The 23158-nt window shown below is 65.2% G+C and carries 20 protein-coding genes and 7 tRNA genes; 19 read left to right on the forward strand and 8 right to left on the reverse strand.

Annotated features, from left to right (window positions below; genetic code table 11):
* Nucleotides 1-139 precede the first annotated feature (139 nt).
* Both dnaB and alr read left to right on the forward strand, forming a co-directional pair.
* On the forward strand, nt 140-1537 hold the full coding sequence (gene dnaB / locus THITHI_RS0115485; RefSeq protein ID WP_051080008.1) for a replicative DNA helicase: 1398 nt from the start codon (nt 140-142) through the stop codon (nt 1535-1537).
* Nucleotides 1534-2616: an alanine racemase gene (gene alr / locus THITHI_RS0115490; RefSeq protein ID WP_018234020.1), complete on the forward strand. Its 1083-nt coding sequence runs from the start codon at nt 1534-1536 to the stop codon at nt 2614-2616. The genes dnaB and alr overlap by 4 nt, the downstream gene beginning before the upstream one ends.
* Nucleotides 2617-2742: 126 nt before the next feature.
* Here alr and THITHI_RS0115495 read toward each other — a convergent pair whose 3' ends face one another.
* Nucleotides 2743-3990: an MFS transporter gene (locus THITHI_RS0115495; protein WP_018234021.1), complete on the reverse strand. Its 1248-nt coding sequence runs from the start codon at nt 3988-3990 to the stop codon at nt 2743-2745.
* Nucleotides 3991-4212: 222 nt separating this feature from the next.
* On the opposite strand from THITHI_RS0115495, the gene THITHI_RS0115500 reads away from it, so the two are divergent.
* The 3 genes from THITHI_RS0115500 to THITHI_RS0115510 are packed head-to-tail and all read left to right on the forward strand — an operon-like array spanning nt 4213 to nt 7482.
* Complete coding sequence (locus tag THITHI_RS0115500) at nt 4213-5394, forward strand: O-succinylhomoserine sulfhydrylase (protein WP_018234022.1); 1182 nt, start codon at nt 4213-4215, stop codon at nt 5392-5394.
* 16 nt (nt 5395-5410) lie between these two features.
* Complete coding sequence (locus THITHI_RS0115505) at nt 5411-6664, forward strand: glycerate kinase type-2 family protein (protein WP_026186413.1); 1254 nt, start codon at nt 5411-5413, stop codon at nt 6662-6664.
* Complete coding sequence (locus THITHI_RS0115510) at nt 6661-7482, forward strand: ferritin-like domain-containing protein (RefSeq protein WP_018234024.1); 822 nt, start codon at nt 6661-6663, stop codon at nt 7480-7482. Before THITHI_RS0115505 ends, THITHI_RS0115510 begins: the two co-directional genes overlap by 4 nt.
* 73 nt (nt 7483-7555) lie before the next feature.
* Here THITHI_RS0115510 and THITHI_RS0115515 read toward each other — a convergent pair whose 3' ends face one another.
* Together THITHI_RS0115515 and THITHI_RS0115520 are read right to left on the reverse strand one after the other, a co-directional pair.
* A complete protein-coding gene (locus THITHI_RS0115515; RefSeq protein ID WP_018234025.1) occupies nt 7556-8278 on the reverse strand; it encodes a UDP-2,3-diacylglucosamine diphosphatase in 723 nt (240 codons plus the stop codon).
* An 11-nt stretch (nt 8279-8289) separates the two neighbouring features.
* Entirely contained in the window at nt 8290-8820 is a 531-nt protein-coding gene (locus THITHI_RS0115520; protein ID WP_408643406.1) for a peptidylprolyl isomerase, read from the reverse strand.
* Nucleotides 8821-8999: 179 nt separating this feature from the next.
* On the opposite strand from THITHI_RS0115520, the gene gltX reads away from it, so the two are divergent.
* Both gltX and cysS read left to right on the forward strand, forming a co-directional pair.
* Nucleotides 9000-10421, forward strand: coding sequence for a glutamate--tRNA ligase (gene gltX, locus THITHI_RS0115525; protein ID WP_018234027.1), 1422 nt, complete (start codon nt 9000-9002; stop codon nt 10419-10421).
* 9 nt (nt 10422-10430) lie between these two features.
* Complete coding sequence (cysS, locus tag THITHI_RS0115530) at nt 10431-11813, forward strand: cysteine--tRNA ligase (protein ID WP_018234028.1); 1383 nt, start codon at nt 10431-10433, stop codon at nt 11811-11813.
* Nucleotides 11814-11944: 131 nt separating this feature from the next.
* Here cysS and folD read toward each other — a convergent pair whose 3' ends face one another.
* Complete coding sequence (gene folD / locus THITHI_RS0115535) at nt 11945-12796, reverse strand: bifunctional methylenetetrahydrofolate dehydrogenase/methenyltetrahydrofolate cyclohydrolase FolD (RefSeq protein ID WP_018234029.1); 852 nt, start codon at nt 12794-12796, stop codon at nt 11945-11947.
* A gap of 174 nt (nt 12797-12970) precedes the next feature.
* On the opposite strand from folD, the gene THITHI_RS0115540 reads away from it, so the two are divergent.
* From THITHI_RS0115540 to THITHI_RS0115555, 4 genes are all read left to right on the forward strand, one after another.
* Nucleotides 12971-13047: transfer RNA gene (locus THITHI_RS0115540), tRNA-Pro, on the forward strand.
* Nucleotides 13048-13080: 33 nt separating this feature from the next.
* Nucleotides 13081-13157 (forward strand) — tRNA-Arg (locus THITHI_RS0115545).
* A 44-nt stretch (nt 13158-13201) separates the two neighbouring features.
* A tRNA-His gene (locus THITHI_RS0115550) sits at nt 13202-13277 on the forward strand.
* A 59-nt stretch (nt 13278-13336) separates the two neighbouring features.
* A tRNA-Lys gene (locus THITHI_RS0115555) sits at nt 13337-13412 on the forward strand.
* A 170-nt stretch (nt 13413-13582) separates the two neighbouring features.
* On the opposite strand, the gene THITHI_RS0115560 is transcribed toward THITHI_RS0115555, so the two are convergent.
* From THITHI_RS0115560 to THITHI_RS0115575, 4 genes are read right to left on the reverse strand one after another with little or no spacing between them, the layout of a single operon-like run.
* Complete coding sequence (locus THITHI_RS0115560; protein ID WP_018234030.1) at nt 13583-14278, reverse strand: succinate dehydrogenase iron-sulfur subunit; 696 nt, start codon at nt 14276-14278, stop codon at nt 13583-13585.
* 8 nt (nt 14279-14286) lie between these two features.
* On the reverse strand, nt 14287-14631 hold the full coding sequence (gene sdhD, locus THITHI_RS0115565) for a succinate dehydrogenase, hydrophobic membrane anchor protein (RefSeq protein ID WP_018234031.1): 345 nt from the start codon (nt 14629-14631) through the stop codon (nt 14287-14289).
* On the reverse strand, nt 14628-15014 hold the full coding sequence (sdhC, locus tag THITHI_RS0115570; protein WP_018234032.1) for a succinate dehydrogenase, cytochrome b556 subunit: 387 nt from the start codon (nt 15012-15014) through the stop codon (nt 14628-14630). The genes sdhD and sdhC overlap by 4 nt, the downstream gene beginning before the upstream one ends.
* A 31-nt stretch (nt 15015-15045) precedes the next feature.
* Nucleotides 15046-15615 (reverse strand): hemerythrin domain-containing protein, encoded by a 570-nt coding sequence (locus tag THITHI_RS0115575; RefSeq protein ID WP_018234033.1) that lies wholly within the window; start codon nt 15613-15615, stop codon nt 15046-15048.
* A gap of 233 nt (nt 15616-15848) precedes the next feature.
* On the opposite strand from THITHI_RS0115575, the gene THITHI_RS0115580 reads away from it, so the two are divergent.
* The 8 genes from THITHI_RS0115580 to THITHI_RS0115615 all read left to right on the forward strand — a co-directional run bounded on the left by THITHI_RS0115580 (nt 15849) and on the right by THITHI_RS0115615 (nt 22984).
* Nucleotides 15849-15933 (forward strand) — tRNA-Leu (locus tag THITHI_RS0115580).
* A 148-nt stretch (nt 15934-16081) separates the two neighbouring features.
* Nucleotides 16082-17392 (forward strand): trigger factor, encoded by a 1311-nt coding sequence (tig, locus tag THITHI_RS0115585; RefSeq protein ID WP_026186414.1) that lies wholly within the window; start codon nt 16082-16084, stop codon nt 17390-17392.
* Nucleotides 17389-18042, forward strand: a complete 654-nt coding sequence (clpP, locus tag THITHI_RS0115590; RefSeq protein ID WP_018234035.1) for an ATP-dependent Clp endopeptidase proteolytic subunit ClpP — start codon at nt 17389-17391, stop codon at nt 18040-18042. The genes tig and clpP overlap by 4 nt, the downstream gene beginning before the upstream one ends.
* Nucleotides 18043-18178: 136 nt before the next feature.
* Nucleotides 18179-19456 (forward strand): ATP-dependent Clp protease ATP-binding subunit ClpX, encoded by a 1278-nt coding sequence (clpX, locus tag THITHI_RS0115595; RefSeq protein WP_018234036.1) that lies wholly within the window; start codon nt 18179-18181, stop codon nt 19454-19456.
* 278 nt (nt 19457-19734) lie between these two features.
* On the forward strand, nt 19735-22176 hold the full coding sequence (gene lon, locus THITHI_RS0115600) for an endopeptidase La (protein ID WP_018234037.1): 2442 nt from the start codon (nt 19735-19737) through the stop codon (nt 22174-22176).
* Between the two features lie 349 nt (nt 22177-22525).
* Nucleotides 22526-22798: an HU family DNA-binding protein gene (locus tag THITHI_RS0115605; protein WP_018234038.1), complete on the forward strand. Its 273-nt coding sequence runs from the start codon at nt 22526-22528 to the stop codon at nt 22796-22798.
* 12 nt (nt 22799-22810) lie between these two features.
* Nucleotides 22811-22886 (forward strand) — tRNA-Val (locus THITHI_RS0115610).
* Nucleotides 22887-22907: 21 nt separating this feature from the next.
* Nucleotides 22908-22984: transfer RNA gene (locus tag THITHI_RS0115615), tRNA-Asp, on the forward strand.
* Nucleotides 22985-23158 lie beyond the last annotated feature (174 nt).

The raw sequence follows: 23158 nt of genomic DNA on the forward strand, positions 1-23158 counted from the left end.
CAGGGCACCCTGACCGCGACCCTTAGCGCCCGGGGGGGCCTCGTCCCCCGGGCGTTTTGCCTCCGGCTTTCGTCCGGACGGGTGCGGTACCGTGCCGCCTGATGCATACTGTTCCAACCGCACTCCAATGGCGGATCCCATGCCTGAACCGCAGCGCAATCCCGTATCCTCCGGCGGCACCGAGGCACTCAAGGTGCCCCCCCATTCCCAGGAGGCCGAGCAGGCCGTGCTGGGCGGTCTGCTACTGGACAACGATGCTTGGGATGCCGTGGCCGACCGCCTGTCCGAGGTGGACTTTTACCGCCACGATCACCGCCTGATCTTCCGCGCCATCGCCGAGCTCGCCGAGCGCAACACCCCCTTTGACGTGATCACCCTGTCGGAACGCCTGGAGGCCCGGGACGATCTGGAGGCCGCCGGCGGGCTCGCTTACCTGGGCATGCTGGCACGGGACACCCCGAGCGCGGCCAATATCCGCGCCTACGCGGACATCGTGCGCGAGCGCTCGGTACTGCGCCAGCTCATCAGCGTAGGCACCGAGATCGCCGATTCGGGCTTCAATGCCGAGGGCCGGGAAAGCCGCGAACTGCTGGATACCGCTGAGAAGAAGGTCTTCGAGATTGCCGAGCAGGGCACGCGCGCGCAACAGGGGTTTCGCGCCATGCGCGCGCTCATGCGCAGTACCGTGGAGCACATCGAGATGCTCTACGAGCGTGACGACCCGATCACCGGGTTGCCCACCGGTTACAGCGAATTCGACGAGATGACCTCCGGCCTGCAGGGCGGGGACCTGGTCATCATCGCCGGGCGCCCCTCCATGGGCAAGACGAGCTTCGCCATGAATATCGCCGAGTACGCGTCGCTCAAGCAGCAGTCACCGGTGGCCGTGTTCAGCATGGAGATGCCGGGCGAGCAACTGTCCCTGCGCCTGCTCTCCTCGCTGGGGCGCATCAACCAGCAGCGCCTGCGCACCGGCCGCCTTGAGGACGATGACTGGCCCCGCTTCACCAGCGCCGTGTCCATGCTCTCCGAGGCGCAGCTTTTTATCGACGACAGTCCGGCCCTCTCCCCCGGCGAGGTGCGCGCCCGGGCCCGCCGGCTGATGCGTGAGCACAAGCAGCTGGGGCTCATCGTGGTGGACTACCTGCAGCTCATGCAGGTGCCCGGCAGCAGCGAGAACCGCACCACCGAGATTTCCGAGATCTCCCGGTCGCTCAAGGCGCTCGCCAAGGAACTCAGCGTGCCGGTTATTGCGCTCTCGCAGCTCAATCGCAGCCTGGAGCAGCGCCCCAACAAGCGTCCCGTGATGTCGGACCTGCGCGAATCGGGGGCCATCGAGCAGGACGCGGATCTCATCTGCTTCATCTACCGCGACGAGGTCTACAACGAGGACAGCCCCGACAAGGGCACCGCCGAGATCATCATCGCCAAGCAGCGCAACGGCCCCATCGGCACGCTGCGCCTGACCTTCCTGGGCCAGTACACCCGCTTCGAGAACTATGTGCCCGAGGTCTATTCCAACGAGGCGTTTTCGTGAGAAGGGCCGCCCGCGCCCGCATCGACCTCAGCGCCCTGCGCCACAATCTTCGAGTCGCCCGTGACGCGGCATCCGGCAGCCGGATCATGGCCGTGATCAAGGCGCAGGCCTACGGCCACGGCATGCTGGAGGTGGCGCGGGCGATTGCCGGTGAATGCGACGGCCTGGCGGTTTCCTGCGTTCAGGAGGCCGCTGTGCTGCGCGATGCGGGCGTACAGAGCGGGATCATCCTTCTCCAGGGATTCAAGGACACCGAGGAGCTGGCGGCCGCGGCCCATCTGGGCGTTCGCTCGGTGGTGCACGAGCCGGGCCAGTTGGCCTGCCTGAAGGCGGCCCGGCTCAACTCGCCGGTTGCCGTGTGGCTCAAGCTCGATACCGGCATGTACCGGCTTGGCTTTGAGCCGGCACGGGTTCATGCCCTGCTGGAGCGGCTTGACGACACCGGCAAGGTGGCGGGTACCCCCGGACTCATGACCCATCTGGCATGCGCCGACGAGCCCGGGCGCGACGAGACCACCGACCAGATCCGGGTCTTCGATGAGGCCACCGTGGATCTGCCGGGTGAACGCAGCATGGCCAATTCGGCGGCCATCCTCACCGTGCCCGAGGCCCGCCGCGACTGGGTGCGCCCCGGCATCATGCTCTACGGGGCCTCGCCCATCGTGAGCGCCACGGCGGATGAGCTGGGGCTGCGGCCGGTGATGACCGTGACTGCGCCCGTGGTGGCGGTGAAATCCCTGAAACCCGGCGATGCGGTGGGCTATGGCGCCAGTTTCGTGTGCACCCGGCCAAGCCGCCTGGCGGTGGTGGCAATGGGCTACGGCGACGGTTATCCGCGTCACGCGCCCAGCGGTACGCCCGTGCTGTTGCATGGCAGGCGCTGCGGCCTGCTGGGCAGGGTATCCATGGACATGCTGGCGGTGGATGTGACGGACGTGCCGGATGTGCAGGTGGGCGACATGGCCACCCTCTGGGGCGAGGGACTCCCGGTGGACGAGATCGCTGTGGCGGCGGGCACCATCAGCTATGAGCTCCTGTGCAGCGTCGGGGGGCGGCTGCGGCTCGACTACGTTGAATGAGTTCAAAGTTCAAAGTTCAAAGTTCAAAGTTCAAAGTTCAAAGGGCCTGCGCGTGCCTTGTTCGCCGGGTAGCGAGCCGAAAGCGCCTCTCCCTTGAACTTTGAACCTTGAACTTTGAACCTCCGTTTACCCCTTCAGGTCCAGTTCCGGCTCCACGTCGGTTCTCGGATCCATCTCGGCGGCCATGGGCGAGGTGCGGGTGACGGGCACGAACTCGCCCTGCTCCTCGGCGGGCACCGGGCGGTCGACGCGGATGCGGTGCTGGATGAACAGGGCCAGTATCACCAGCAGGATGCCCATGACCAGGGGCAGGGTGCGGGTGTCCGTGTAGTGCATGGCAAGGCCCGTGAGAACGGGGCCGAGGGAGGCGCCGACGCCATTGAGCAGCAGCAGGCCCCGTGTGGCCTCCAGCACGTGGTGCACGTCCACCCGGTCATGGGTATGGGCCACGCTCAGGGCGTAGAGGGAGAAGGAAAACCCCCCGTAGAGCACGGCCGCCACCAGCAGGGCGATCAGCGAGGTCCCGGCCACGGCGAAGATGGCGGTGGCGGCAATGGCGCCCACCAGACAGACCATCACCAGCACCACGCGCCGGTCGCGGTTGTCGGACAGGTGCCCGATGGGCCACTGCAGCAGGGCGCCGCCGAAGATCACCGCGCTGATGAACAGCGCCACGCCCAGGTTGTCCAGTCCGATGGACAGCGCGAACACCGCCGACAGACCCCAGAACGTACCGGTGATCATGCCGGAGACCAGTGACCCCACGAAGCCCACCGGCGAATTCCGGTACAGGCCCTTGAGGGGAAAGCGCGGTGTCTCCACCGGGATCGGTTGGGAGACATGGGTGAGCGCCACCGGCAGCAGCCCCAGCGAGAACAGCATGCCCACCAGTACGAAGCTCGCCAGGTTGCCGGGACCGTAGGCGAGGATCAGGAACTGCCCCACTCCCAGGGCGATGAGGCTGACCATCATGTAGATGGCGAACACCTGGCCCCTTTTCTGCCGCACCTGTTCGTTGAGCCAGCTCTCGATGACCATGTAGAGGCCCAGCACCGCGAAGCCGGTGATGATCCGCAGTACCCACCAGACCACCGGGTCAATCAGCAGCCCGTGCAGGAGCGAGGCCGCCGAGGCCACCGCCGCCAGGGCTGCGAAGGTCCGGATGTGTCCCACACGGCGGATCAGGGCGGGCGACACGAAGGAGCCCACGATGTAACCCAGAAAGAAGGCCGACATGATCACGCCGATGATCAGTTCGGAGTAGCCCTCCATGGCGGCACGCAGCCCCAGAAGCGTGCCGAGCAGGCCGGAGCCCGCCAGCAGGATGCCCATGCCGAGCAGGAGCGAATAGATCGAGGCGACGGTGGCGAGCATGGCCAGGCGGGTCCCGGGTGTGAGGTGGTGGGGGGCGCAATATTAATATTCTGCGGCGCGGACTTCGACGGATTTCGTCCCGCCCATTGGACCAGCCGTCGGCCAGGAGTTCCACCGGTCGTGTATCATGGTGGCAGAGCCGATCCACGGCTTCCAGACACCATCGTATTGTGCGCTCCGAGGCCGTCTCAGCGTGGCCAGGGCACCAGGGCGGACCCGATCATGAAAGATCCCGAGAATTACGCATTCGAGACCCGTGCCGTACGCGCCGGGCAGCACCGGACCCATGAGGGCGAACACTCCGAGGCGATCTTCCCCACGTCCAGTTTCGTGTTCGAGAACGCGGCCCAGGCGGCGGCGCGGTTTGGCGGTACGGAACCCGGCAACATCTACTCCCGGTTCACCAACCCCACGGTGCGTACCTTCCAGGAACGCCTGGCGGCCATGGAGGGCGGGGAGGCCTGCATCGCCACTTCGTCAGGCATGTCGGCGATCCTGTCCACGTGCATGGCGCTGCTCAAGGCCGGTGACCACATTGTCTCGTCACGCTCGGTGTTCGGCACCACGACCTCGCTGTTCACCAATTACCTGACCCGTTTCGGCGTGCCGGTGGATTTCGTCCCCTTGCCCGATCTAGAAGCCTGGGAGGCGGCGATCCGTCCGGAGACGCGCATGCTCTACGTGGAGTCGCCGTCCAATCCGCTGACGGAACTGGTGGACATCCGCGCACTGGCGGATCTGGCCCGGTCCCGGGGCTGCCTGCTGGTGGTGGACAACTGTTTCTGTACTCCGGCGCTGCAGTTGCCGCTGGCGCTGGGGGCGGACATCGTCATCCATTCGGCCACCAAGTACCTGGACGGGCAGGGGCGCTGCGTGGGCGGCGCCGTGGTGGGCGATGCCGAACGGGTCGGCAAGGACGTGTTCGGTTTCCTGCGCACCGGCGGTCCCACCATGAGCCCATTCAATGCCTGGGTGTTCCTCAAGGGTCTGGAGACGTTGAGCCTGCGCATGCGTGCCCACAGCGAGAATGCGCTGCACCTGGCGCGCTGGCTCAAGGCCCATCCCCGGGTGGCACGGGTGCATTTTCCCGGGCTCGAGGATCATCCCCAGCACGAGCTGGCCAAGGCCCAGCAGTCGGGGTTCGGGGGCATCGTCTCCTTCGAGGTCACGGGAGGGCGCGAGTTGGCCTGGCGGGTGATCGATGCCACCAGGATGCTTTCCATCACGGCCAACCTGGGCGATACCAAGAGCACCATCACCCATCCGGCCACCACCACGCACGGGCGGCTCACCCCCGAGCAGCGCGAGGAACAGGGCGTGGGCGAGAGCCTGATCCGGGTGGCCGTGGGCCTGGAGGCCATAACCGATATCCAGGCGGACCTGGCCCGGGGCCTGGACGGCTGACGCCCGCGCAGCCCGCGTGACACGGCTCGCCTCCACGCTCGCCGATCCACAGCTGCCCCTAGCGTTGTTCCGGGCGGCCCTGGCGGCCGTGGACGGGGAAACCGTGGTGCGGGAGGCGCTGACGGATGCCCGGCGGGGATCACCGGTTCACGTGGTGGCCCTGGGCAAGGCGGCCGGTACCATGATCCGGGGTGCGCGATCGGCTCTCGGCGCGGATCTGAAACGCGCGCTGGCCGTCTCCCGGCCCGGTCATCTGGATGCGGATCTGTGTGCCGATTCACGCATCCGCTGCCTGGAATCGGATCATCCGCTGCCGGGCGCGCGCAGCCTGTCGGCGGGCCGGGCCCTGCTGGCGTTCATCGAGGACACACCCGGGGATGAGCCGATCCTGTTTCTGATCTCCGGCGGCACCTCGAGCCTGGTGGAGGTACCGGTTGACGGCGTCGATGCCGGCCGGCTGGCTGACCTGAACCGGTGGATGCTGGGCGCGGGTCTGGACATCGCCGCCATGAACCGCGCGCGCAGCGCGCTCTCCCGTATCAAGGGCGGACGCCTGGCGGAGCGGCTCGCGGGCCGCCCGGCGCGCGCCCTGCTGATCTCCGACGTGCCCGGCGACGATCCGGCCGTGATCGGCTCCGGTCTGCTGGTCGCCGGCGAGCCTCGGGGCGCCTGGCCCGAGTTTCCGGGCGAACTGGACTGGGTGGAGGAACTGGCCCGGGCGCCGCTGCGGCCCGGGGATATCCATGCCCCGCCACTGCGCATCGTGGCCAGCCTGGGGCGGGCCTGCGAGGCAGTGGTGGAGGCGGCGCGACGCCGGGGACTGCCCGTTTTCCGGCACTCGGAGTTTCTGGATGGCGAGGCGGCCGCCACCGGTGCGCGCCTGGCCCGGATGCTGCTCGATGCCGAACCCGGCGTGCACGTATGGGGCGGCGAGACCCACGTGCACCTCCCGGAGCACCCCGGGCGCGGCGGGCGCAACCAGCACCTGGCACTCGCGGCGGCGCGGGTGCTCGCGGGGCATGACGGGATGCGCCTTCTGGCGGCAGGGACCGACGGTTCCGACGGCAACAGCGACGATGCGGGCGCCCTGGTGGACGGCGGCACCGTGGCGCGCGGCGAGACGGCGGGACTGGATGCCGGGCAGGCCCTCGCGCGCGCGGATGCAGGCCGTTTTCTAGCGGCGTCCGGCGATCTCGTCCACACCGGCCCCACCGGCACCAATGTCATGGACCTGGTGATCGGCGTGGTGGCGGATGGTGACCCGCAATGACCGATGCCGCCGAACCCGTCACCTGCGTGCACGCCGAGGCCTTCGAGGCGCTTATGCAGGCCGATCCGTCCGCCAAATGCCGTATGACCGCGGCCCTGCGCGCCCGTTGGCGGGCGGGCAGGGTGAACACACGGCACGAAGCGGAGGCGCCGCGGGCCGTGCCGGTGCCCGGGCGTCCCGGACGGCCCCGGCTGGTGGACCCCATGCGGGTGCCCCGCCGGAAGCTCACCACGCCCCGGGGGCAGGCGGCGCTGGTTCACGCCATTGCGCACATCGAGTTCAATGCCATCAATCTGGCGCTGGATGCGGTCTACCGTTTTCGCGGCCTGCCCGGGGACTTCTGCGGCGACTGGTTGCAGGTGGCGGCGGAAGAGGCGCAGCACTTTCTCATGCTGCGCCGGCGCCTGTCGGAACTGGGTCACGCCTACGGTGATTTCGAGGCCCACGACGGCCTCTGGGACATGGCGGTGAAGACCGCCCATGATCCCCTGCTGCGCATGGCGCTGGTACCCCGGGTGCTGGAGGCCCGGGGGCTCGATGTCACGCCCGGGATGATGGAACGGCTCCGGGCAGCCGGCGATACGCGGACCCTGGAGATCCTCGGGGTCATCCTGCGTGAGGAAATCGGCCACGTGGCCATCGGTACCCGGTGGTTCAGGTACCTGTGCGATCAACGGGGACTCGATCCGGATGCCACCTTCGGTGAGCTCGTGGCCGAATACATGCCGGGGCGCATCAGGCCGCCGTTTCACGAAGCGGCTCGAAAGGCCGCGGGGTTCACGGAGGCGGAGATGGCGATTCTGAAGTCGGAAGTGTGAATTGGGAAGTGTGAAGTGGGGGTCAGGTTTTCCCTCCCACTTCCCGAATCACACTTCGCACTTCATTTCGTGCTTACCCGATTGTCTCCAGCCGCATCCCCTCGGGCGTCACCCGGAGCATCCCGCCCGTCTCATACCAGTCCGCCAGTACAACGCGCTGCGCCGGCTGTCCATCCATCGTGAATTCGTGAATCTTCGGGCGGTGGGTATGGCCGTGGATGAGCAGGGTCACGCCGTGACGGCGCATCGCGTCCTCTACGGCCGGAAGGGAAACGTCGGTGATCTCGGGCGCCTTGGTGCGCCCGTTTTCACGGCTGCGCTCGCGCGCGGCTTCGGCCTCGACTCGGCGCCTGTCCAGCGGCCGGGCCAGAAAATCGGACTGCCAGTCGGAATCGCGCACCATGTCCCGGAAGGCCATGTACTCGTGGTCGTCGGTGCACAGGCTGTCACCATGCATGAGCAAGGCGCGCCGACCGTACAGGTCCACGACGGTTTCCTCCGCGAGCAGGCGCATGCCGGTGCTCCGCGCGAAGGCCTCGCCCAGCAGGAAATCCCGGTTGCCGTGGGCAAAGTACAACGGAACACCCCGGCTGCTGAGGGCACGCAGGCCGGCGGCGATGCCTTCCAGATGGGGCGCATCGTCGTCGTCGCCGATCCAGTATTCGAACAGATCACCGAGGATATACAGGGCATCGGCACCCGCCGCGTCCTCGCGCAGGAAGCGCTCGAACAATGCGAGGATGTGCGGACGCTCCGGGTCCAGATGCAGGTCCGAAATGAACAGCGTTTGCTGCACGGGCCCGCCGGCTACCGGACGGGGGCGACCCTGGTCATGACCACCGGCTCGACGGGAACGTCCTGGTGCATGCCCTGGTTCCCGGTGGGCACGTTCTCGATGGCCGAGACCACGTCCATACCCTCCACCACCCTGCCGAATACCGCGTAGCCCCAGCCCTGCTGGGTTTCGGCCTGGAAGTCCAGGAACCGGTTGTGCTTCACGTTGATGAAGAACTGCGCGGTGGCGGAATGGGGGTTGGGGGTGCGAGCCATGGCCAGGGTGCCCACCTCGTTGCTCAGCCCGTTGTTGGCTTCATTGCGGATGGGGTCGCGGGTGGGCTTCTGGGACATGTCGGCCGTGAAGCCGCCGCCCTGAATCATGAAGCCGGGGATGACCCGGTGAAAGATGGTGCCGTCGAAGAAGCCGTCGTTCACGTACTCCATGAAGTTGGCCACCGTGTCCGGGGCCTTGTCGGCAAACAGTTCGACGACGATGGCGCCCTTGGAGGTTTCGATGGTCACTTTCGGATTCTCGTTCTCGGCCATTGCAAGGCTTCCCATGGTTGCGGACAGCAGGAGGCTCACTGTCAGGAGCTGTCGGATCAGGTGGGTCATGGATCTGGATTTCCGTTTCTGTGATCGGAAGACCCTGCATCATAGCGCCTCGGGGTGGACGGTGAAACCCGCCGCGAGCCCACGGGCTTTGTTGTGTGACACGGTTTTTCGCTACCATTCGCGCCATGTCGAACACCCCCGTCAAGACGCGCTTCGCGCCGAGTCCCACCGGTCACCTGCACCTGGGCAACCTGCGCACCGCGCTGTTCAGTGCCCTGCTGGCCCGCCGGGAGGGGGGCGTGTTCCTGTTGCGCATTGAGGACACGGACGCTGCCCGCAGCAGCGATGCACACGTCCACGCCCTGATGGAGGACCTGCGCTGGCTGGGGCTGGAGTGGCAGGAAGGCCCGGAGGTGGGCGGCCCGAACGGACCATATGCCCAGTCTCTGCGCGGGCATATCTACGCCGCTGATTACAGCCGGCTCGAATCGGCCGGGCTCGCCTATCCCTGCTTCTGCAGTGACGAGATCCTGCGCCTGTCCCGCAAGGCACAGCTTGCCGCCGGGCAGCCTCCACGCTACCCGGGCACCTGCGCACGCCTCTCCCCGCAGGACGTGCGCGCGCGCCTGGACAAGGGGCTCAAACCCACCTTGCGGTTCCGGGTGCCGCCGGGACGGCGCATCCGTTTCGATGATCTCGTGCGCGGATCCCAGGTCTTTGACACAGACACCATCGGTGATTTCGTCATCCGCCGTTCCGACGGCACCCCGTCGTTCTTTTTCAGCAACGCGGTGGACGACGCCATGATGGGCGTGACCCATGTGCTGCGCGGCGAGGACCACCTGGCCAACACGCCGCGCCAGATGATGGTCATGGAGGCCCTGGATCTGCCCGTGCCCGCCTATGGCCACATCTCGCTGATCCTGGGCGAAGACGGCGCGCCCCTCTCCAAGCGGCACGGAGCCCTGAGCCTTCGCGAGTTGCGCGACCGGGGCTACCTGCCGCAGGCCCTGCTCAATCACCTGGCGCGCCTGGGACACAGCTATGAAGCCGACGGTTTCATGGATCTGGATGCCCTGGCGCGAGGTTTCGACGCCGCGCGTCTCGGCCGGGCGCCGGCGCGTCATGATCCCGTGCAACTGGATCACTGGCAGCACCAGGCGGTGCTGGCCCTTGCCGATGACGGGCTGGCCCGGTGGTTGGGCCCGATGCTCGAAGACGAGGTGCCTGCCGGGGCCCGCGGGCCCTTCCTGCGCGTGGTGCGTGATAACATCAGCTTCCCCGGCGAGGCCCGGGACTGGGCGCGGCGCCTGTTCGGCGCGCCGCCCGTACCGGATGCCGAGGCCGGACAGGTCATGGCCCGTGCCGGCAGCGCGTTCTTTGACGCGGCGCTGGTCGCGCTGGCCGCATCGCCCGGGGATTTCCGGGTTCTGGCCGGGCAGGTGGGCACCGCCACCGGTCTCAAGGGGCGGCACCTGTTCATGCCCCTGCGCGCGGCCCTGACGGGCCGCACCCACGGCCCCGAGATGAAGGACCTGTGGCCGCTTCTGGGCCCGGAGCGGGTGGCCGAACGGCTTGCCCATGCCCGGGATTCGCTTTCCTCCTGAGACCGTTTCATGCTCCAGATCCACAACAGCCTTACCCGTCGCAAGGAACCCTTCGAGCCCATGGAGCCCGGCCGCGTGCGCATGTATGTGTGCGGGATGACCGTCTACGACTATTGCCACCTGGGTCATGCCCGGGTGCTGGTGGTGTTCGACGTGGTGTTTCGCTACCTGCGGGCGCTGGGCTTCGATGTCACCTATATCCGCAACATCACCGATGTGGATGACAAGATCATCCGGCGCGCCGCGGAGAACGGCGAGGACATCCGCGCACTCACCGACCGGTTCATCCGGGCCATGCACGAGGACGCCGCCGCCCTCGGTGTGCTGCCGCCCACCGTCGAGCCGCGGGCCACCGAGCACATCGGCGGCATGCTGGCCATGATCGGCACGCTCATCGAGCGCGGCTATGCCTATGCGGCGGACAACGGCGATGTCTATTACGCGGTGGCGAAGTTCGAGAACTACGGCCGTCTGTCCGGTAAGCGTATCGAGGATCTGCGCGCGGGCGAGCGGGTGGCGCCGGACGAGGCCAAGCACGATCCCCTGGACTTCGTGCTGTGGAAGGCGGCCAAACCCGGCGAGCCGGCCTGGGACTCTCCCTGGGGGCCGGGCCGGCCCGGCTGGCACATCGAGTGCTCGGCCATGTCCGTCCATTACCTCGGCAACCACTTCGATATCCACGGCGGCGGACAGGACCTGCAGTTCCCTCACCACGACAACGAGATCGCCCAGAGCGAGGCAGCCACCTGCGAGCACTTCGTCAACTACTGGATGCACAACGGCTTCGTGCGGGTGAACGAGGAGAAGATGTCCAAGTCGCTGGGCAACTTCTTCACCGTGCGCGAGGTGCTGACCCGTTACCCGGCGGAGGTGGTGCGCTGTTTCATCCTCTCCAGCCACTATCGCAGCCCGCTCAACTACTCCGACGAGCCCCTGGATGCCGCGCGGTCGGGACTGACGCGCCTGTATACCGCCCTGCGCGGCCTCGAGGCGGGCGAGGCGGGCGAGGCAGGCGAGGCGTATCGCCGCCGCTTCCGGGAGGCCATGGACGATGATTTCAACACCCCGGTGGCCATGGCCGTGCTGTTCGACATCGCCCGGGAGATCAACCGCGTTCGGGAGGCGGATCTCCCGGCGGCCAGGCGGCTCGCGGGCCTGCTGCGGGAATTGGGGGGGGCGCTCGGGCTGCTGGAGGACGACCCGGAGGCCTTCCTGAAAGGGGCCGGGGAGGGAGGCCCGGACGAGGCGGCCATCGAGGCCCTGATCCAGCAGCGCCTGGCGGCCAAAAAGGCCAGAAACTTCGCCGAGGCCGACCGCATCCGCGACGACCTCGCCGCCCGGGGCATCATTCTCGAAGACGGCCCGGGGGGTACCACCTGGCGGCGGGGGTGATTCGGGAAAGGCAAAGGCGACGCAAAGGCGCGAAGACGCAAAGGATCGCGAAAAGGCTTTCTTGAATTAATTCAAAATCATTTCTTCGCGCATCTTCGCGTCATTGCGTCATTGCGCCGCGGTTCCAGCCTTCAAATACGCGATTCGTAGGACTGCAGCGTGTTCTTCATGAGCATGGCGACGGTCATGGGCCCGACGCCACCGGGGACAGGGGTGATCCACGCGGCGCGTTCAGCGGCGGTGGCGAAGGTCACGTCCCCCACCAGGCGCCCGTCATCCAGGCGGTTCATGCCCACGTCGATCACCGTGGCACCGGGTTTGATCCATTCCCCGGGCACCAGGTCCGGGCGGCCCACGGCCACCACGACGATGTCGCAACGGGCCACGTGCTCTGCGGTGTCGCTGGTGAAGCGGTGGCACACGGTCACCGTGGCACCGGCGAGCATCAGTTCCAGGGCCATGGGCCGGCCCACGATATTGGATGCCCCCACCACCACCGCGTTGCGGCCCTTGTAGACCTCGCCCGTACTGTCCAGCAGGCGCATTACCCCGTAGGGTGTGCAGGGGCGCAGCGTGGGCAGGCGCACGGCGAGGCGGCCCAGGTTGTAGGGGTGAAATCCATCCACGTCCTTGGCCGGGTCGATGCGTTCGATCACGGTCTCGGTGTCGAAATGGGCCGGCAAGGGAAGCTGCACCAGAATGCCGTCCACGGCGAGGTCGGCATTGAGCTCGTCGATGAGCGCAAGGAGCGTCTCCTGGGAGATGTTCGCCGGCAGATCGTGGGAGCGCGAGTGGATGCCCAGTGCCTCGCAGGTGCGCCGCTTGTTGCGTACGTAGACCCGGGAGGCGGGATGCTCGCCCACCAGCACCACGGCAAGGCCGGGCGCGCGCCGGCCCCGGGCCCCATGGGCCTCGACCGCCCGCCGGACCTCCTCGTGCACCTGTTGGGCCACCTGGCGTCCGTCAATCAGGCGTGCGGGCATGTCGTGCGAGTCCTGGGGTCGTGTGTCGGGCCGCAAATTCTCTCATGCGGGCCCGGGAGGGACAAGGAAAGCGGGACCCGGGTGCGTTGACGCCGGGAGCGGGCGGCGGGTATGATTCGCAGCTTCTCCGCAACGCAGGGCCGTCAGCTCGTGTGCGGCCAGCACTCGGATTTCCGGGGTATAGCGCAGCCTGGTAGCGCGCCTGCTTTGGGAGCAGGATGTCGGGGGTTCAAATCCCTCTACCCCGACCAAACGTTCCCGGGCACTCGAGGCGGAAGCAATCTGCGCCCGTAGCTCAACCGGATAGAGCATCGGCCTTCTAAGCCGAGGGTTGCAGGTTCGAGTCCTGCCGGGCGCGCCATTCCATGCGGGTGGTCCGGCGGGGTCCGGTTTGTTGAGTTTATGGTGGCCGTAGCTCAGTTGGTAGAGCCCCGGATTGTGATTCCGGTTGTCGTGGGTTCGAGCCCCATCGGCCACCCCATATTCCAGGGCATGTCCTGCGCCGCGCGCGGAGATGCCTGATCCGATCAAGACGGTTTCGGGCCGTTAGCTCAATTGGTAGAGCAGTGGACTCTTAATCCATTGGTTGTAGGTTCGATTCCTACACGGCCCACCACCTCCCCAGGCCAGCCGGCGTGCTGGCCTTTTTCATGCCTGAACGAAACGCGTGCGAAGCGGCGGATGGCCGCGCGTGCCATGGGAATGGAGACCCCGCCAACGGACCGACCGCATGTGCCTCGGATCATGCTGAAACCAGCCACGGGCGAAGTGCTGCGCCGGAGACCATCACATGGAGGATTTCAGCACATTGATGCGAATGTGTTCGATGGCACGGGACGGGCTGAGCTGTTTCGGGCAGACCTCTGTACAGTTCATGATCGAACGGCAACGGTAAAGCCGGTACACGTCGTCAAGAAAGGCGAGTCGTTCCGCCGTGGTTGTGTCCCGGCTGTCCGCGATGAACCGGTAGCTGTGCAGGAGTGCGGCCGGGCCCAGGAATTTGTCCGGATTCCACCAGTACGATGGACAGAACCCGCTGCAGCAGCCGCAAAGAATACATTCCCACAGGCCGTCGAGCGCCGCGCGCTGTTCCGGTGTCTGCAGGCGCTCGCGCTCGGGAGGCGGATCATTGTTGACGAGATAGGGCCGGACTGACCGGAAATGGGCGAGAAACTGTTCCATGTCCACGATCAGGTCGCGAACGACCGGAAAACCCGGCATGGGACGCAGTTCAATCGGTTCGCGAAGCTCGTTGATGGGGGTGATGCATGCCAGGCCGTTTCGCCCGTTGATGTTCATGGCATCGGAACCGCAGATGCCCTCACGGCACGAACGGCGAAACGAGAGACTTTCATCCGTGGATTTGATGCGAAGCAGGAGGTCAAGCAGCATCTTGTCGGAGTCTTCGGGCTCGACGTCGTAGTCCTGCATGTACGGCGCGCAGTCCTGATCGGGGTCGTAGCGATAGATGGACAGGCGCATGCCGACTCCTAGATGGTGCTCGCTTGAAGGCTGAACAGGACGATGGCGACTCGAAGCGCCATTGCAAGTAGGGCGAACAGACCCAGGCCGAGCACCAGGGCGCGCAACGGCACCGAGTGGATGTAGTCGAGCACAATGTCACGCAGGCCGATCCAGGCGTGCAGGAAGACCGCTGAGAAGAACAGGGTGACGGCGATCGATACGGGCGGCGATGCGATCCAGTCGCGCCAGCGCGCGAAGTCCATGCCGTCGGCGCTTGCCAGGACAGTGGCGAATACGGCCAGGAAAAACAGCATGTAGATTGCCGAGAGGCGCTGCCAGACCCATGGGCGCAATCCGCCAAACAGCCTCATGGCCACAGGATCCAGAGCACAATGGCGGTGCCGAGTGCCCCGCCGATGAGCACCATCCGGGCGGAGCGCCGCCCGTCGCGCAGGGCCGACCCGATGCCCACGTCCATCAAGAGGTGACGGATCCCCGCCAGTACGTGCTGGACGACGGCCCACACCGGCACCAGCAGCACCATCAGGGTCAGCGGGTTGCGAACCAGGGACAGCAGTGCGTCGTAACCGGCTTCGGAACGCAGGCTGAGCGCGAAGGCCTCGACCAGAAAAGGCAGGCTCAGGACGAGAATCGTGCCGGAAATGCGATGGCTGATCGACGCGACGGCGCCGATGGGAAAACGGATCTTCAGGAGGTTCAGGCTCGATATGTGCCGTGATGTCGGCGATGACATGCATCCGGTCTCCGGTTTGCGGGACACGACACTAGCTGACCGGTGTGCATTCGCAGCCGACCTGTTCGGCGATGCGTTGTTGCAGCGCAACATAGCGCTGGTCCACGGAGCCCCCGAAGATCGGGTCGGCCGCGAGATCGATTCGGGCGTCCAGGGATGCCCAGTCGGCTCCCTCGAGTACCTGCTCAAGGGCGGGGAAGATCAGTTCGTGTTCCTGCTGCATGTGCTGTCGCAAGGTGTGCGTGTAGGCCGCCGAGTCGGTCTCCACGGCCGCCCGGGCAATGAGCGCCCCGTTCACGATGGCGTTCAGGTCCTGCACCAGTCTGGTGCCTGAGGCGGCAATGCGCGCGTGCTGACCGGCAAGGTCCTCGACCGCCTCGCGATAGGCGGGCTCGCGTTCCAGGAGCACCTGGCAGGCGAGATCCTCATGGGGATGGTGGTAGTGGTCGGGATAGTGGGTCATGTAGTGCATGACGTCGAGCATGAGTTCGTAGTCCGGCCGCTCCCCTTCGTGAAAGAGTGCAATCTGCGCATCCATCAGATCCAGCAGGCGGCTGAAGTTGGCGTGTTCAGCCTTCCATCGGGCGATAGGGTCTGTCATCGGACACCTCCTGGTGGGACCGTATTGGCCGAGGGTTAATAATGTATTATAAATACATTTTAAGAGTGCCCGAGTGCCTGCTTCAACCCTGAAGAAAGTGCTGTGACTCCCCCTTGTGCCCCCGCCGGCGGCCGGCCGCCGGCATTTCGGTGTGCCCGATCGGACGCGGTGTTTACGCGGGAGGCGCCGAACGGGCTATAATTCCCCGTTTTACGCCGCAAGCCGCGGCGACGGCGAAAGTGGCGGAACTGGTAGACGCGCTGGATTTAGGATCCAGTGGGGAAACCCGTGAGAGTTCGAGTCTCTCCTTTCGCACCACACTCGCGAGTCGGGCGTGCGTCACAACCGGCCCGGAATCGATTCCCGGGGCTGCCGATGTACGGAAGATCGGCCTGCCGGGCCGACGGCGGCCGAACCGACCGGAATCTTTACTTCATCAGATTGAACCCCTAGAGGACCCGTCAACATGCAAGTTTCAGTGGAAACCGTCAGTAACCTGCAACGCCGGATGACCGTGCAGGTCCCTGCCGAGCGCATCGAGCAGGAGGTGGACCGTCGCCTGAAGTCCCTGATGAAGCGCGTGCGCATCGACGGCTTCCGTCCGGGGAAGGTCCCCCTGAAGGTGGTGCGGCAGCGCTACGGAGCGGGTGTCTATCAGGAAGTGGTGGGCGAGGTGGTGCAGAGCACTTATCAGGAGGCCATCGCCCAGGAAGAGCTGCAGCCGGCGGGCGGGCCGAGCATCGAGCCCAAGGTCATGGAGCAGGGGAAGGGCCTGGAATACATTGCCACCTTTGAGGTCTTCCCGGCGGTGGAGGTGGCCGATCTGAGCCAGGTGGCCGTGGAGCGGCCCAAGGTGGTGATTACCGACGAGGATGTGGACAAGGTCATCGAGACCCTGCGCCGTCAGCACAAGACCTTTGTGGCAGTGGATCGTCCGGCCCGGGAGGGCGACCAGGTGGTCGTGGATTTCGAGGGCAGCCTGGACGGTGAGGCCTTTGAGGGCGGCAAGGCCGAGGCCGCGCCGGTGGAACTGGGCGCGGGTCAGATGCTGGCGGCCTTCGAAGAGCAGCTGACGGGCCTTCGCCCCGGCGAGGAAAAGACCCTGGATGTGCCTTTCCCGGAGGATTATCCCACCGAGCATCTGGCTGGCAAGACTGCCCAGTTTGCCATCAGGGTGCACGAGGTCAAGGAACCCTCGCTGCCGGCGGTGGATGAAGACTTCGCCAAGGCCTTCGGGATCGAGGAAGGCGGCGTGGAAAAGCTTCGCGAGGAAGTCCGCGCAAACATGGAGCGGGAGGTGGAACAATCCGTGAAGAACCGCGTCAAGGGTCAGGTCATGGACGCCATCTACAAGGCCCATGATCTGGAATTGCCCGAGGCCCTGATCAAGGACGAGATCGGGCGCTTGCGCGAGCAGGCTGCGGCCAGGTTCGGCGGACAGGTCCAGGGGCAGAATTTACCCGACGAACTGTTCAGCGAGGAAGCCCGGCGCCGGGTGGCCCTGGGGCTGATCATTCGGGAACTGGTACGCGCCAATGACCTGAGCGTGGACCCCGACAAGGTACAGGCCGCTCTGGAGACGATGGCCGCCGGATACGAGGACCCGAAGCAGGTGGTAGACTATTATCGCACCAACTCGCAGGCCATGAGCGGACTGGAGGCCATGGTGCTTGAGGAACAGGTGGTGGACTGGGTTGTGGCCCAGGGATCGGTCACCGAAAAACCCATGAGTTTTGACGAATTGATGAACCCCCAGAAGGAGGGTCAGTCTGAATGAGTATGCAAGGTACCGACAGCCGCGGCGCACTGGACACCCGGGCGCTCAATCTGGTGCCCATGGTGGTCGAGCAGACCGCCCGTGGCGAGCGTGCCTACGACATCTATTCCCGCCTGCTCAAGGAGCGCGTGGTGTTTGCCGTGGGGCCCGTGGAGGATTACATGGCCAACGTCATCGTGGCCCAGCTTTTGTTCCTGGAGTCCGAGAATCCGGACAAGGACATCAGCCTCTACATCAACTCCCCCGGCGGCGCGGTGACCGCGGGCATGGCCATCTATGACACCATGCAGTTCGTCAAGCCGGATGTCTCGACCCTGTGCATCGGCCAGGCGGCCAGCATGGGCGCGGTGCTGCTGGCCGGTGGTGCACACGGCAAGCGATTCTGTCTGCCCCATTCCCGGGTCATGATCCACCAGCCCCTGGGCGGCTTCCAGGGGCAGGCCACCGACATCGACATCCATGCGCGGGAGATCCTCAAGATCCGCGAGGAGCTCAACCGCATCCTGGCGCATCACACAGGCCAGACGGTGGAGCGCATCGAGCAGGATACGGACCGCGATCGTTTCCTTAATCCCGCCGAGGCGGTGGAGTACGGGCTGATCGATCAGATGCTCTCCAGCAGGGACGTGGCGCAGCCGCCGCAATCCTAGTGCGGAGCGGGTGCCACACGGCTGCACACGGCTCCGCTGATATGGATCACGGAATCAGGAAAACCCTGTCTTTTCACGGCTTGCATCCCGGCTGGAAAAGTAGCAAGGTGAAATCGGAGAAAAGAGAGGCCCGCCGATGAGTGACAACAAGTCCAAAGATACCGACAGCGGCAAGCTGCTGTACTGTTCTTTCTGCGGCAAGAGTCAGCACGAGGTCCGCAAGCTCATCGCCGGACCGTCCGTGTTTATCTGCGACGAGTGTGTCGAACTGTGCAATGACATCATCCGCGAGGAGATGCAGGAGCAGGGCGCGTCCGTCGGCGAGAAGCTCCCCAAACCCCACGAGATCAAGCAGATCCTGGACGAGTATGTGATCGGCCAGGAACGCGCCAAGAAGATCCTGGCGGTGGCGGTGTACAACCACTACAAGCGCCTGGAGGCCCGCGGGTCCAAGGACGACGTGGAACTGGCCAAGAGCAATATCCTGCTCATCGGCCCCACCGGCTCCGGCAAGACCCTGCTGGCGGAGACCCTTGCACGCCTGCTCAACGTGCCGTTCACCATCGCCGATGCCACCACGCTGACCGAGGCGGGCTACGTGGGCGAGGATGTGGAGAACATCATCCAGAAGCTGCTCCAGAAGTGCGACTATGACGTGGAGAAGGCGCAGACCGGCATCGTCTATATCGACGAGATCGACAAGATCTCCCGCAAGGCCGACAACCCCTCCATCACCCGGGACGTCTCCGGCGAGGGAGTGCAGCAGGCCCTGCTCAAGCTGATCGAAGGCACGGTGGCCTCGGTGCCGCCCCAGGGCGGCCGCAAGCATCCCCAGCAGGAGTTCCTGCAGGTGGACACGCACAACATCCTGTTCATCGTAGGGGGCGCCTTTGCCGGCCTGGACAAGGTCATCCTCGATCGCACCGAGAAGGGCGGGATCGGATTTGCCGCCAAGGTCAAGAGCAAGCAGGAAAGCCTGCCGGCGTCCCGGATCCTGTTCGGCGTGGAACCCGAGGATCTGATCAAGTACGGGTTGATTCCCGAGTTCGTGGGGCGCCTGCCCGTGGTGGCCACCCTGGAGGAACTGGACGAGGATGCGCTCATCCAGATCCTCACCGAGCCCAAGAACGCGCTCACCAAGCAGTACGGCAAGCTGTTCGACATGGAAGGGGTGGAGATCGAGTTCCGGGAGGATGCCCTGCGCGCCGTGGCCACCAAGGCCATGGAGCGCAAGACCGGGGCCCGTGGTCTTCGCACCATCCTGGAGCAGGTGCTGCTGGATACCATGTATGATCTGCCCTCCGTGGAGAACGTCTCCAAGGTGGTGATCGACGACGCGGTCATTCGCGGCGAGGCGAAACCCTATCTCATCTACGAGAACACGGACTATCAGAAGGCGGCGGCGTCCGATTGACACCTCGCCGGCCGACGCCGGTGGGCGGGCCGTTGAAAGCGGTTGCCCCCGGGCGGAGCTCCTGAATCCGGCCATTGGGCGGCGGCACCCGCGCATTCCACATCCCGCCTCCGGTTATGCCCCGCAAGTCGCTGTCGGACCCGGATTTTTCGTCCGGGCACCGTGCGCCCCTTGATTTATGCACCGTTCTCCCCCATCAATAGGATTGACGTAATCGTGGCGGCGCCGTGGATGCCCCGCGATCCGGCAATTGCCACCCGACCTATCAGAGAGCCCAAATGACGGATTCCGACGACAAGACTCAGGCCGCCACCCAGGACCCCTTGCAGGCCGTCCCCGTGCTGCCGCTCAGGGATGTGGTGGTCTACCCGCACATGGTCATTCCCCTGTTCGTGGGTCGGGAGAAATCCATCCGCGCGCTGGACGCGGCCATGGCCAACAACAAGCAGATCCTGCTGGTCGCCCAGCAGAGCGCCGAGGTGGACGAACCCGGTGCCGACGAGATCCACCGTATCGGTACCCTGTCCACCATTCTCCAGTTGCTCAAGCTGCCGGACGGCACCATCAAGGTGCTCGTGGAGGGCTCGGAGCGCGCCCGGATTGTCGACATGGTCGACAACGAGGAGCACTTTGCGGCGCAGATCGCGCTGATCGGCCCCGACAGCGCGCTGGACGAGCGTGAGGTGGAGGTGCTGACCCGTTCGGTGCTCAATCTCTTCGATCAGTACGTGAAGCTCAACAAGAAGATCCCGCCCGAGATTCTCACCTCCCTGGCAGGCATCGACGACCCGGCGCGCCTTGCCGATACCATCGCCGCGCATATGTCGTTGAAACTCGATGAGAAACAGAAGATCCTGGAGATCCAGGATGTGCGCGCGCGCCTGGAACATCTCATGTCCCTCATCGAAGGCGAGATCGATATTCTGCAGATCGAGAAGCGGATCCGCGGCCGCGTAAAGCAGCAGATGGAGAAGAGCCAGCGGGAGTACTACCTCAATGAGCAGATGAAGGCCATCCAGAAAGAACTGGGTGATCTCGAGGATGCCCCCAACGAGGTGGAGGATCTGGCTCGCAAGATCGAGAAGGCCGGCATGTCCAAGGAGGCCAAGCAGAAGGCCACCGCGGAACTCAACAAGCTCAAGATGATGTCACCCATGTCGGCGGAAGCCACCGTGGTGCGCAATTACATCGACTGGTTGGTGAGCGTGCCCTGGAAGAAGAAGTCCAAGGTGCGCAACGATCTTGCCGAGGCCGAGCGCGTGCTCGACGAGGACCACTATGGCCTGGAGAAGGTCAAGGAGCGCATCCTCGAGTACCTGGCCGTGCAGCAGCGGGTGAGAAAGCTCAAGGGCCCGATCCTGTGTCTGGTGGGTCCGCCGGGCGTGGGCAAGACCTCCCTCGGCCGTTCCATCGCCAGGGCCACCAACCGCAAGTTCACCCGCATGTCGCTGGGCGGCGTGCGCGACGAGGCCGAGATCCGCGGCCACCGCCGTACCTATATCGGTTCCCTGCCCGGTAAGATCGTGCAGAACATGGCCAAGGTGGGTACGCGCAATCCGCTGTTCCTGCTGGACGAGATCGACAAGATGGCCATGGATTTCCGCGGCGATCCGGCCTCGGCCCTGCTGGAGGTGCTGGATCCGGAGCAGAACATCAACTTCAATGACCACTATCTTGAAGTGGATTTCGATCTCTCGGACACCATGTTTGTGGCCACCGCCAACAACATGAACATCCCCGGGGCATTGCTGGACCGCATGGAGGTCATCCGTCTGCCCGGATATACCGAGGACGAGAAGACCAGCATCGCCCAGAACTATCTGGTGCCGAAGCAGATGAAGAACAACGGCCTCAAGGAGGACGAGCTCTCCATCAGCGAGGCGGCCATTCGGGATATCGTGCGCTATTACACCCGTGAGGCCGGTGTCCGGAACCTGGAGCGCGAGATCTCCAAGATCTGCCGCAAGGTGGTGAAGAATCTCCTGCTCAAGGATACCGACCGCAAGACCCAGGTCACGCCCAAGACTTTGGACAAGTATCTGGGCGTGCGCCGCTTCCGCTACGGCATCGCGGAAGAGCGCGACCAGGTGGGTCAGGTGACGGGCCTTGCCTGGACGGAGGTGGGCGGCGAACTGCTTACCATCGAATCCGCCGTGGTACCCGGCAAGGGCAAGATCCAGCACACCGGCAAACTCGGTGATGTCATGCAGGAATCCATCCAGGCGGCGCTTACCGTGGTGCGCAGCCGGGCCGACGTGCTGGGCATTGCCGAGGATTTCCACGAGAAGAAGGATATCCATATCCACGTCCCCGAGGGCGCGACGCCCAAGGACGGCCCCAGCGCGGGTATCGGCATGTGCACCGCCCTGGTTTCGGCGCTCACGGGGATCCCGGTCCGGTCCAACGTGGCCATGACCGGCGAGATCACGCTGCGCGGCGAGGTGTTGCCCATCGGCGGCCTCAAGGAAAAGCTGCTGGCGGCCCACCGGGGAGGCATCACCACCGTGGTCATTCCGCAGGAGAACGAGAAGGACCTGGTCGAGATCCCCAAGAATATCAAGAGCCGCCTGGATATCCGGCCGGTGCGCTGGATCGACGAAGTGCTGGAGATCGCTCTAGCCGAGATGCCGGAGTCGGCGCATACGGGTACGGAACCCGGGGCGGCCGACAAGGCGAAGGGCAAGGGCGCCTCCCGCCGCCGCGAGGTCCATCACCACTGATCGGGCCGGTTTTCCGGCCATGGTGGAAGAGCGGGTCCTGACGGGCCCGCTTTTTTGCGGGCGATCTCATGGTGTAAAGCGTCGTGCCGAGTGTAGCCCGTCACAGATTTCCGCTCGTATCCGGATGGTCCGGCAGCGGCGCTTGGCGCTTGTTGACAGCTTTCTGAAGCGCTTGGTATAAAGTTCTGGGCACCATTGAGCCATTCATAACAACGCCACCCATTGGGGAAATCGCCAGTATTCTCACCAACGCCGGCCTCGTGACAGTGGTCAGCGGGTTCTGTCATCATCCTGCGCCAGCAGCCCGGCTGGCGGGTTATCCATTCCGCTTAACTGAAGGAACACATGAATGAACAAATCCGAACTCATCGACGCCGTTGCCAACTCCTCCGATTTGCCGAAGGCCCAAGCCGCCCGTGCGGTGGATGCCATGATCGATGTGATCTCCAGCGCCCTGAAGGGCGGTGACCAGGTGACCATCGTCGGCTTCGGGACCTTCCTGGTTCGTGAGCGAGATGCCCGTACCGGTCGCAATCCCCGCACCGGTGAATCCATCCAGATTCCCGCCTCCAAGATGCCCAGCTTCAAGGCTGGCAAAGGCCTGAAGGATGCAGTAAACTAGCGCGCCTTTAACGGGTGCTTAGCTCAGCTGGTAGAGCGTCGCCCTTACAAGGCGAATGTCGGGGGTTCGATCCCCTCAGCACCCACCAAGGTGTAGAATTAACGAACAAGGAGTGGTAGTTCAGCTGGTTAGAATACCGGCCTGTCACGCCGGGGGTCGCGGGTTCGAGTCCCGTCCACTCCGCCAGTACATGGAAAGGGTGCCTCGTGCACCCTTTTTTTTGGCCGGTCCGCCGAGGCAGTGCATGCGGATACCCCGATGGTCCGCCAGAGGGAATAAGGCCTTGGCTGCCCTGCATGACGTCCGGCAGTTGCGGTCTCCGGGCTCGTCGGGTTTGGGGCCGGTCGCGACGCCGCCAGG

Origin of the sequence: Thioalkalivibrio thiocyanodenitrificans ARhD 1 (assembly GCF_000378965.1) — a bacterium.
Lineage (GTDB): Bacteria > Pseudomonadota > Gammaproteobacteria > Ectothiorhodospirales > Ectothiorhodospiraceae > Thioalkalivibrio_A > Thioalkalivibrio_A thiocyanodenitrificans.

What these genes read in the sequence shown, in the direction of transcription:
- dnaB (WP_051080008.1), top strand. Translation starts at nt 140, where the DNA reads ATGCCTGAACCGCAGCGCAATCCCGTATCCTCCGGCGGCACCGAGGCA.
- THITHI_RS0115495 (WP_018234021.1), bottom strand. Translation starts at nt 3,990, where the DNA reads ATGCTCGCCACCGTCGCCTCGATCTATTCGCTCCTGCTCGGCATGGGC.
- THITHI_RS0115500 (WP_018234022.1), top strand. Translation starts at nt 4,213, where the DNA reads ATGAAAGATCCCGAGAATTACGCATTCGAGACCCGTGCCGTACGCGCC.
- THITHI_RS0115510 (WP_018234024.1), top strand. Translation starts at nt 6,661, where the DNA reads ATGACCGATGCCGCCGAACCCGTCACCTGCGTGCACGCCGAGGCCTTC.
- THITHI_RS0115520 (WP_408643406.1), bottom strand. Translation starts at nt 8,820, where the DNA reads ATGGGAAGCCTTGCAATGGCCGAGAACGAGAATCCGAAAGTGACCATC.
- gltX (WP_018234027.1), top strand. Translation starts at nt 9,000, where the DNA reads ATGTCGAACACCCCCGTCAAGACGCGCTTCGCGCCGAGTCCCACCGGT.
- cysS (WP_018234028.1), top strand. Translation starts at nt 10,431, where the DNA reads ATGCTCCAGATCCACAACAGCCTTACCCGTCGCAAGGAACCCTTCGAG.
- folD (WP_018234029.1), bottom strand. Translation starts at nt 12,796, where the DNA reads ATGCCCGCACGCCTGATTGACGGACGCCAGGTGGCCCAACAGGTGCAC.
- THITHI_RS0115560 (WP_018234030.1), bottom strand. Translation starts at nt 14,278, where the DNA reads ATGCGCCTGTCCATCTATCGCTACGACCCCGATCAGGACTGCGCGCCG.
- sdhD (WP_018234031.1), bottom strand. Translation starts at nt 14,631, where the DNA reads ATGAGGCTGTTTGGCGGATTGCGCCCATGGGTCTGGCAGCGCCTCTCG.
- sdhC (WP_018234032.1), bottom strand. Translation starts at nt 15,014, where the DNA reads ATGTCATCGCCGACATCACGGCACATATCGAGCCTGAACCTCCTGAAG.
- THITHI_RS0115575 (WP_018234033.1), bottom strand. Translation starts at nt 15,615, where the DNA reads ATGACAGACCCTATCGCCCGATGGAAGGCTGAACACGCCAACTTCAGC.
- tig (WP_026186414.1), top strand. Translation starts at nt 16,082, where the DNA reads ATGCAAGTTTCAGTGGAAACCGTCAGTAACCTGCAACGCCGGATGACC.
- clpP (WP_018234035.1), top strand. Translation starts at nt 17,389, where the DNA reads ATGAGTATGCAAGGTACCGACAGCCGCGGCGCACTGGACACCCGGGCG.
- clpX (WP_018234036.1), top strand. Translation starts at nt 18,179, where the DNA reads ATGAGTGACAACAAGTCCAAAGATACCGACAGCGGCAAGCTGCTGTAC.
- lon (WP_018234037.1), top strand. Translation starts at nt 19,735, where the DNA reads ATGACGGATTCCGACGACAAGACTCAGGCCGCCACCCAGGACCCCTTG.
- THITHI_RS0115605 (WP_018234038.1), top strand. Translation starts at nt 22,526, where the DNA reads ATGAACAAATCCGAACTCATCGACGCCGTTGCCAACTCCTCCGATTTG.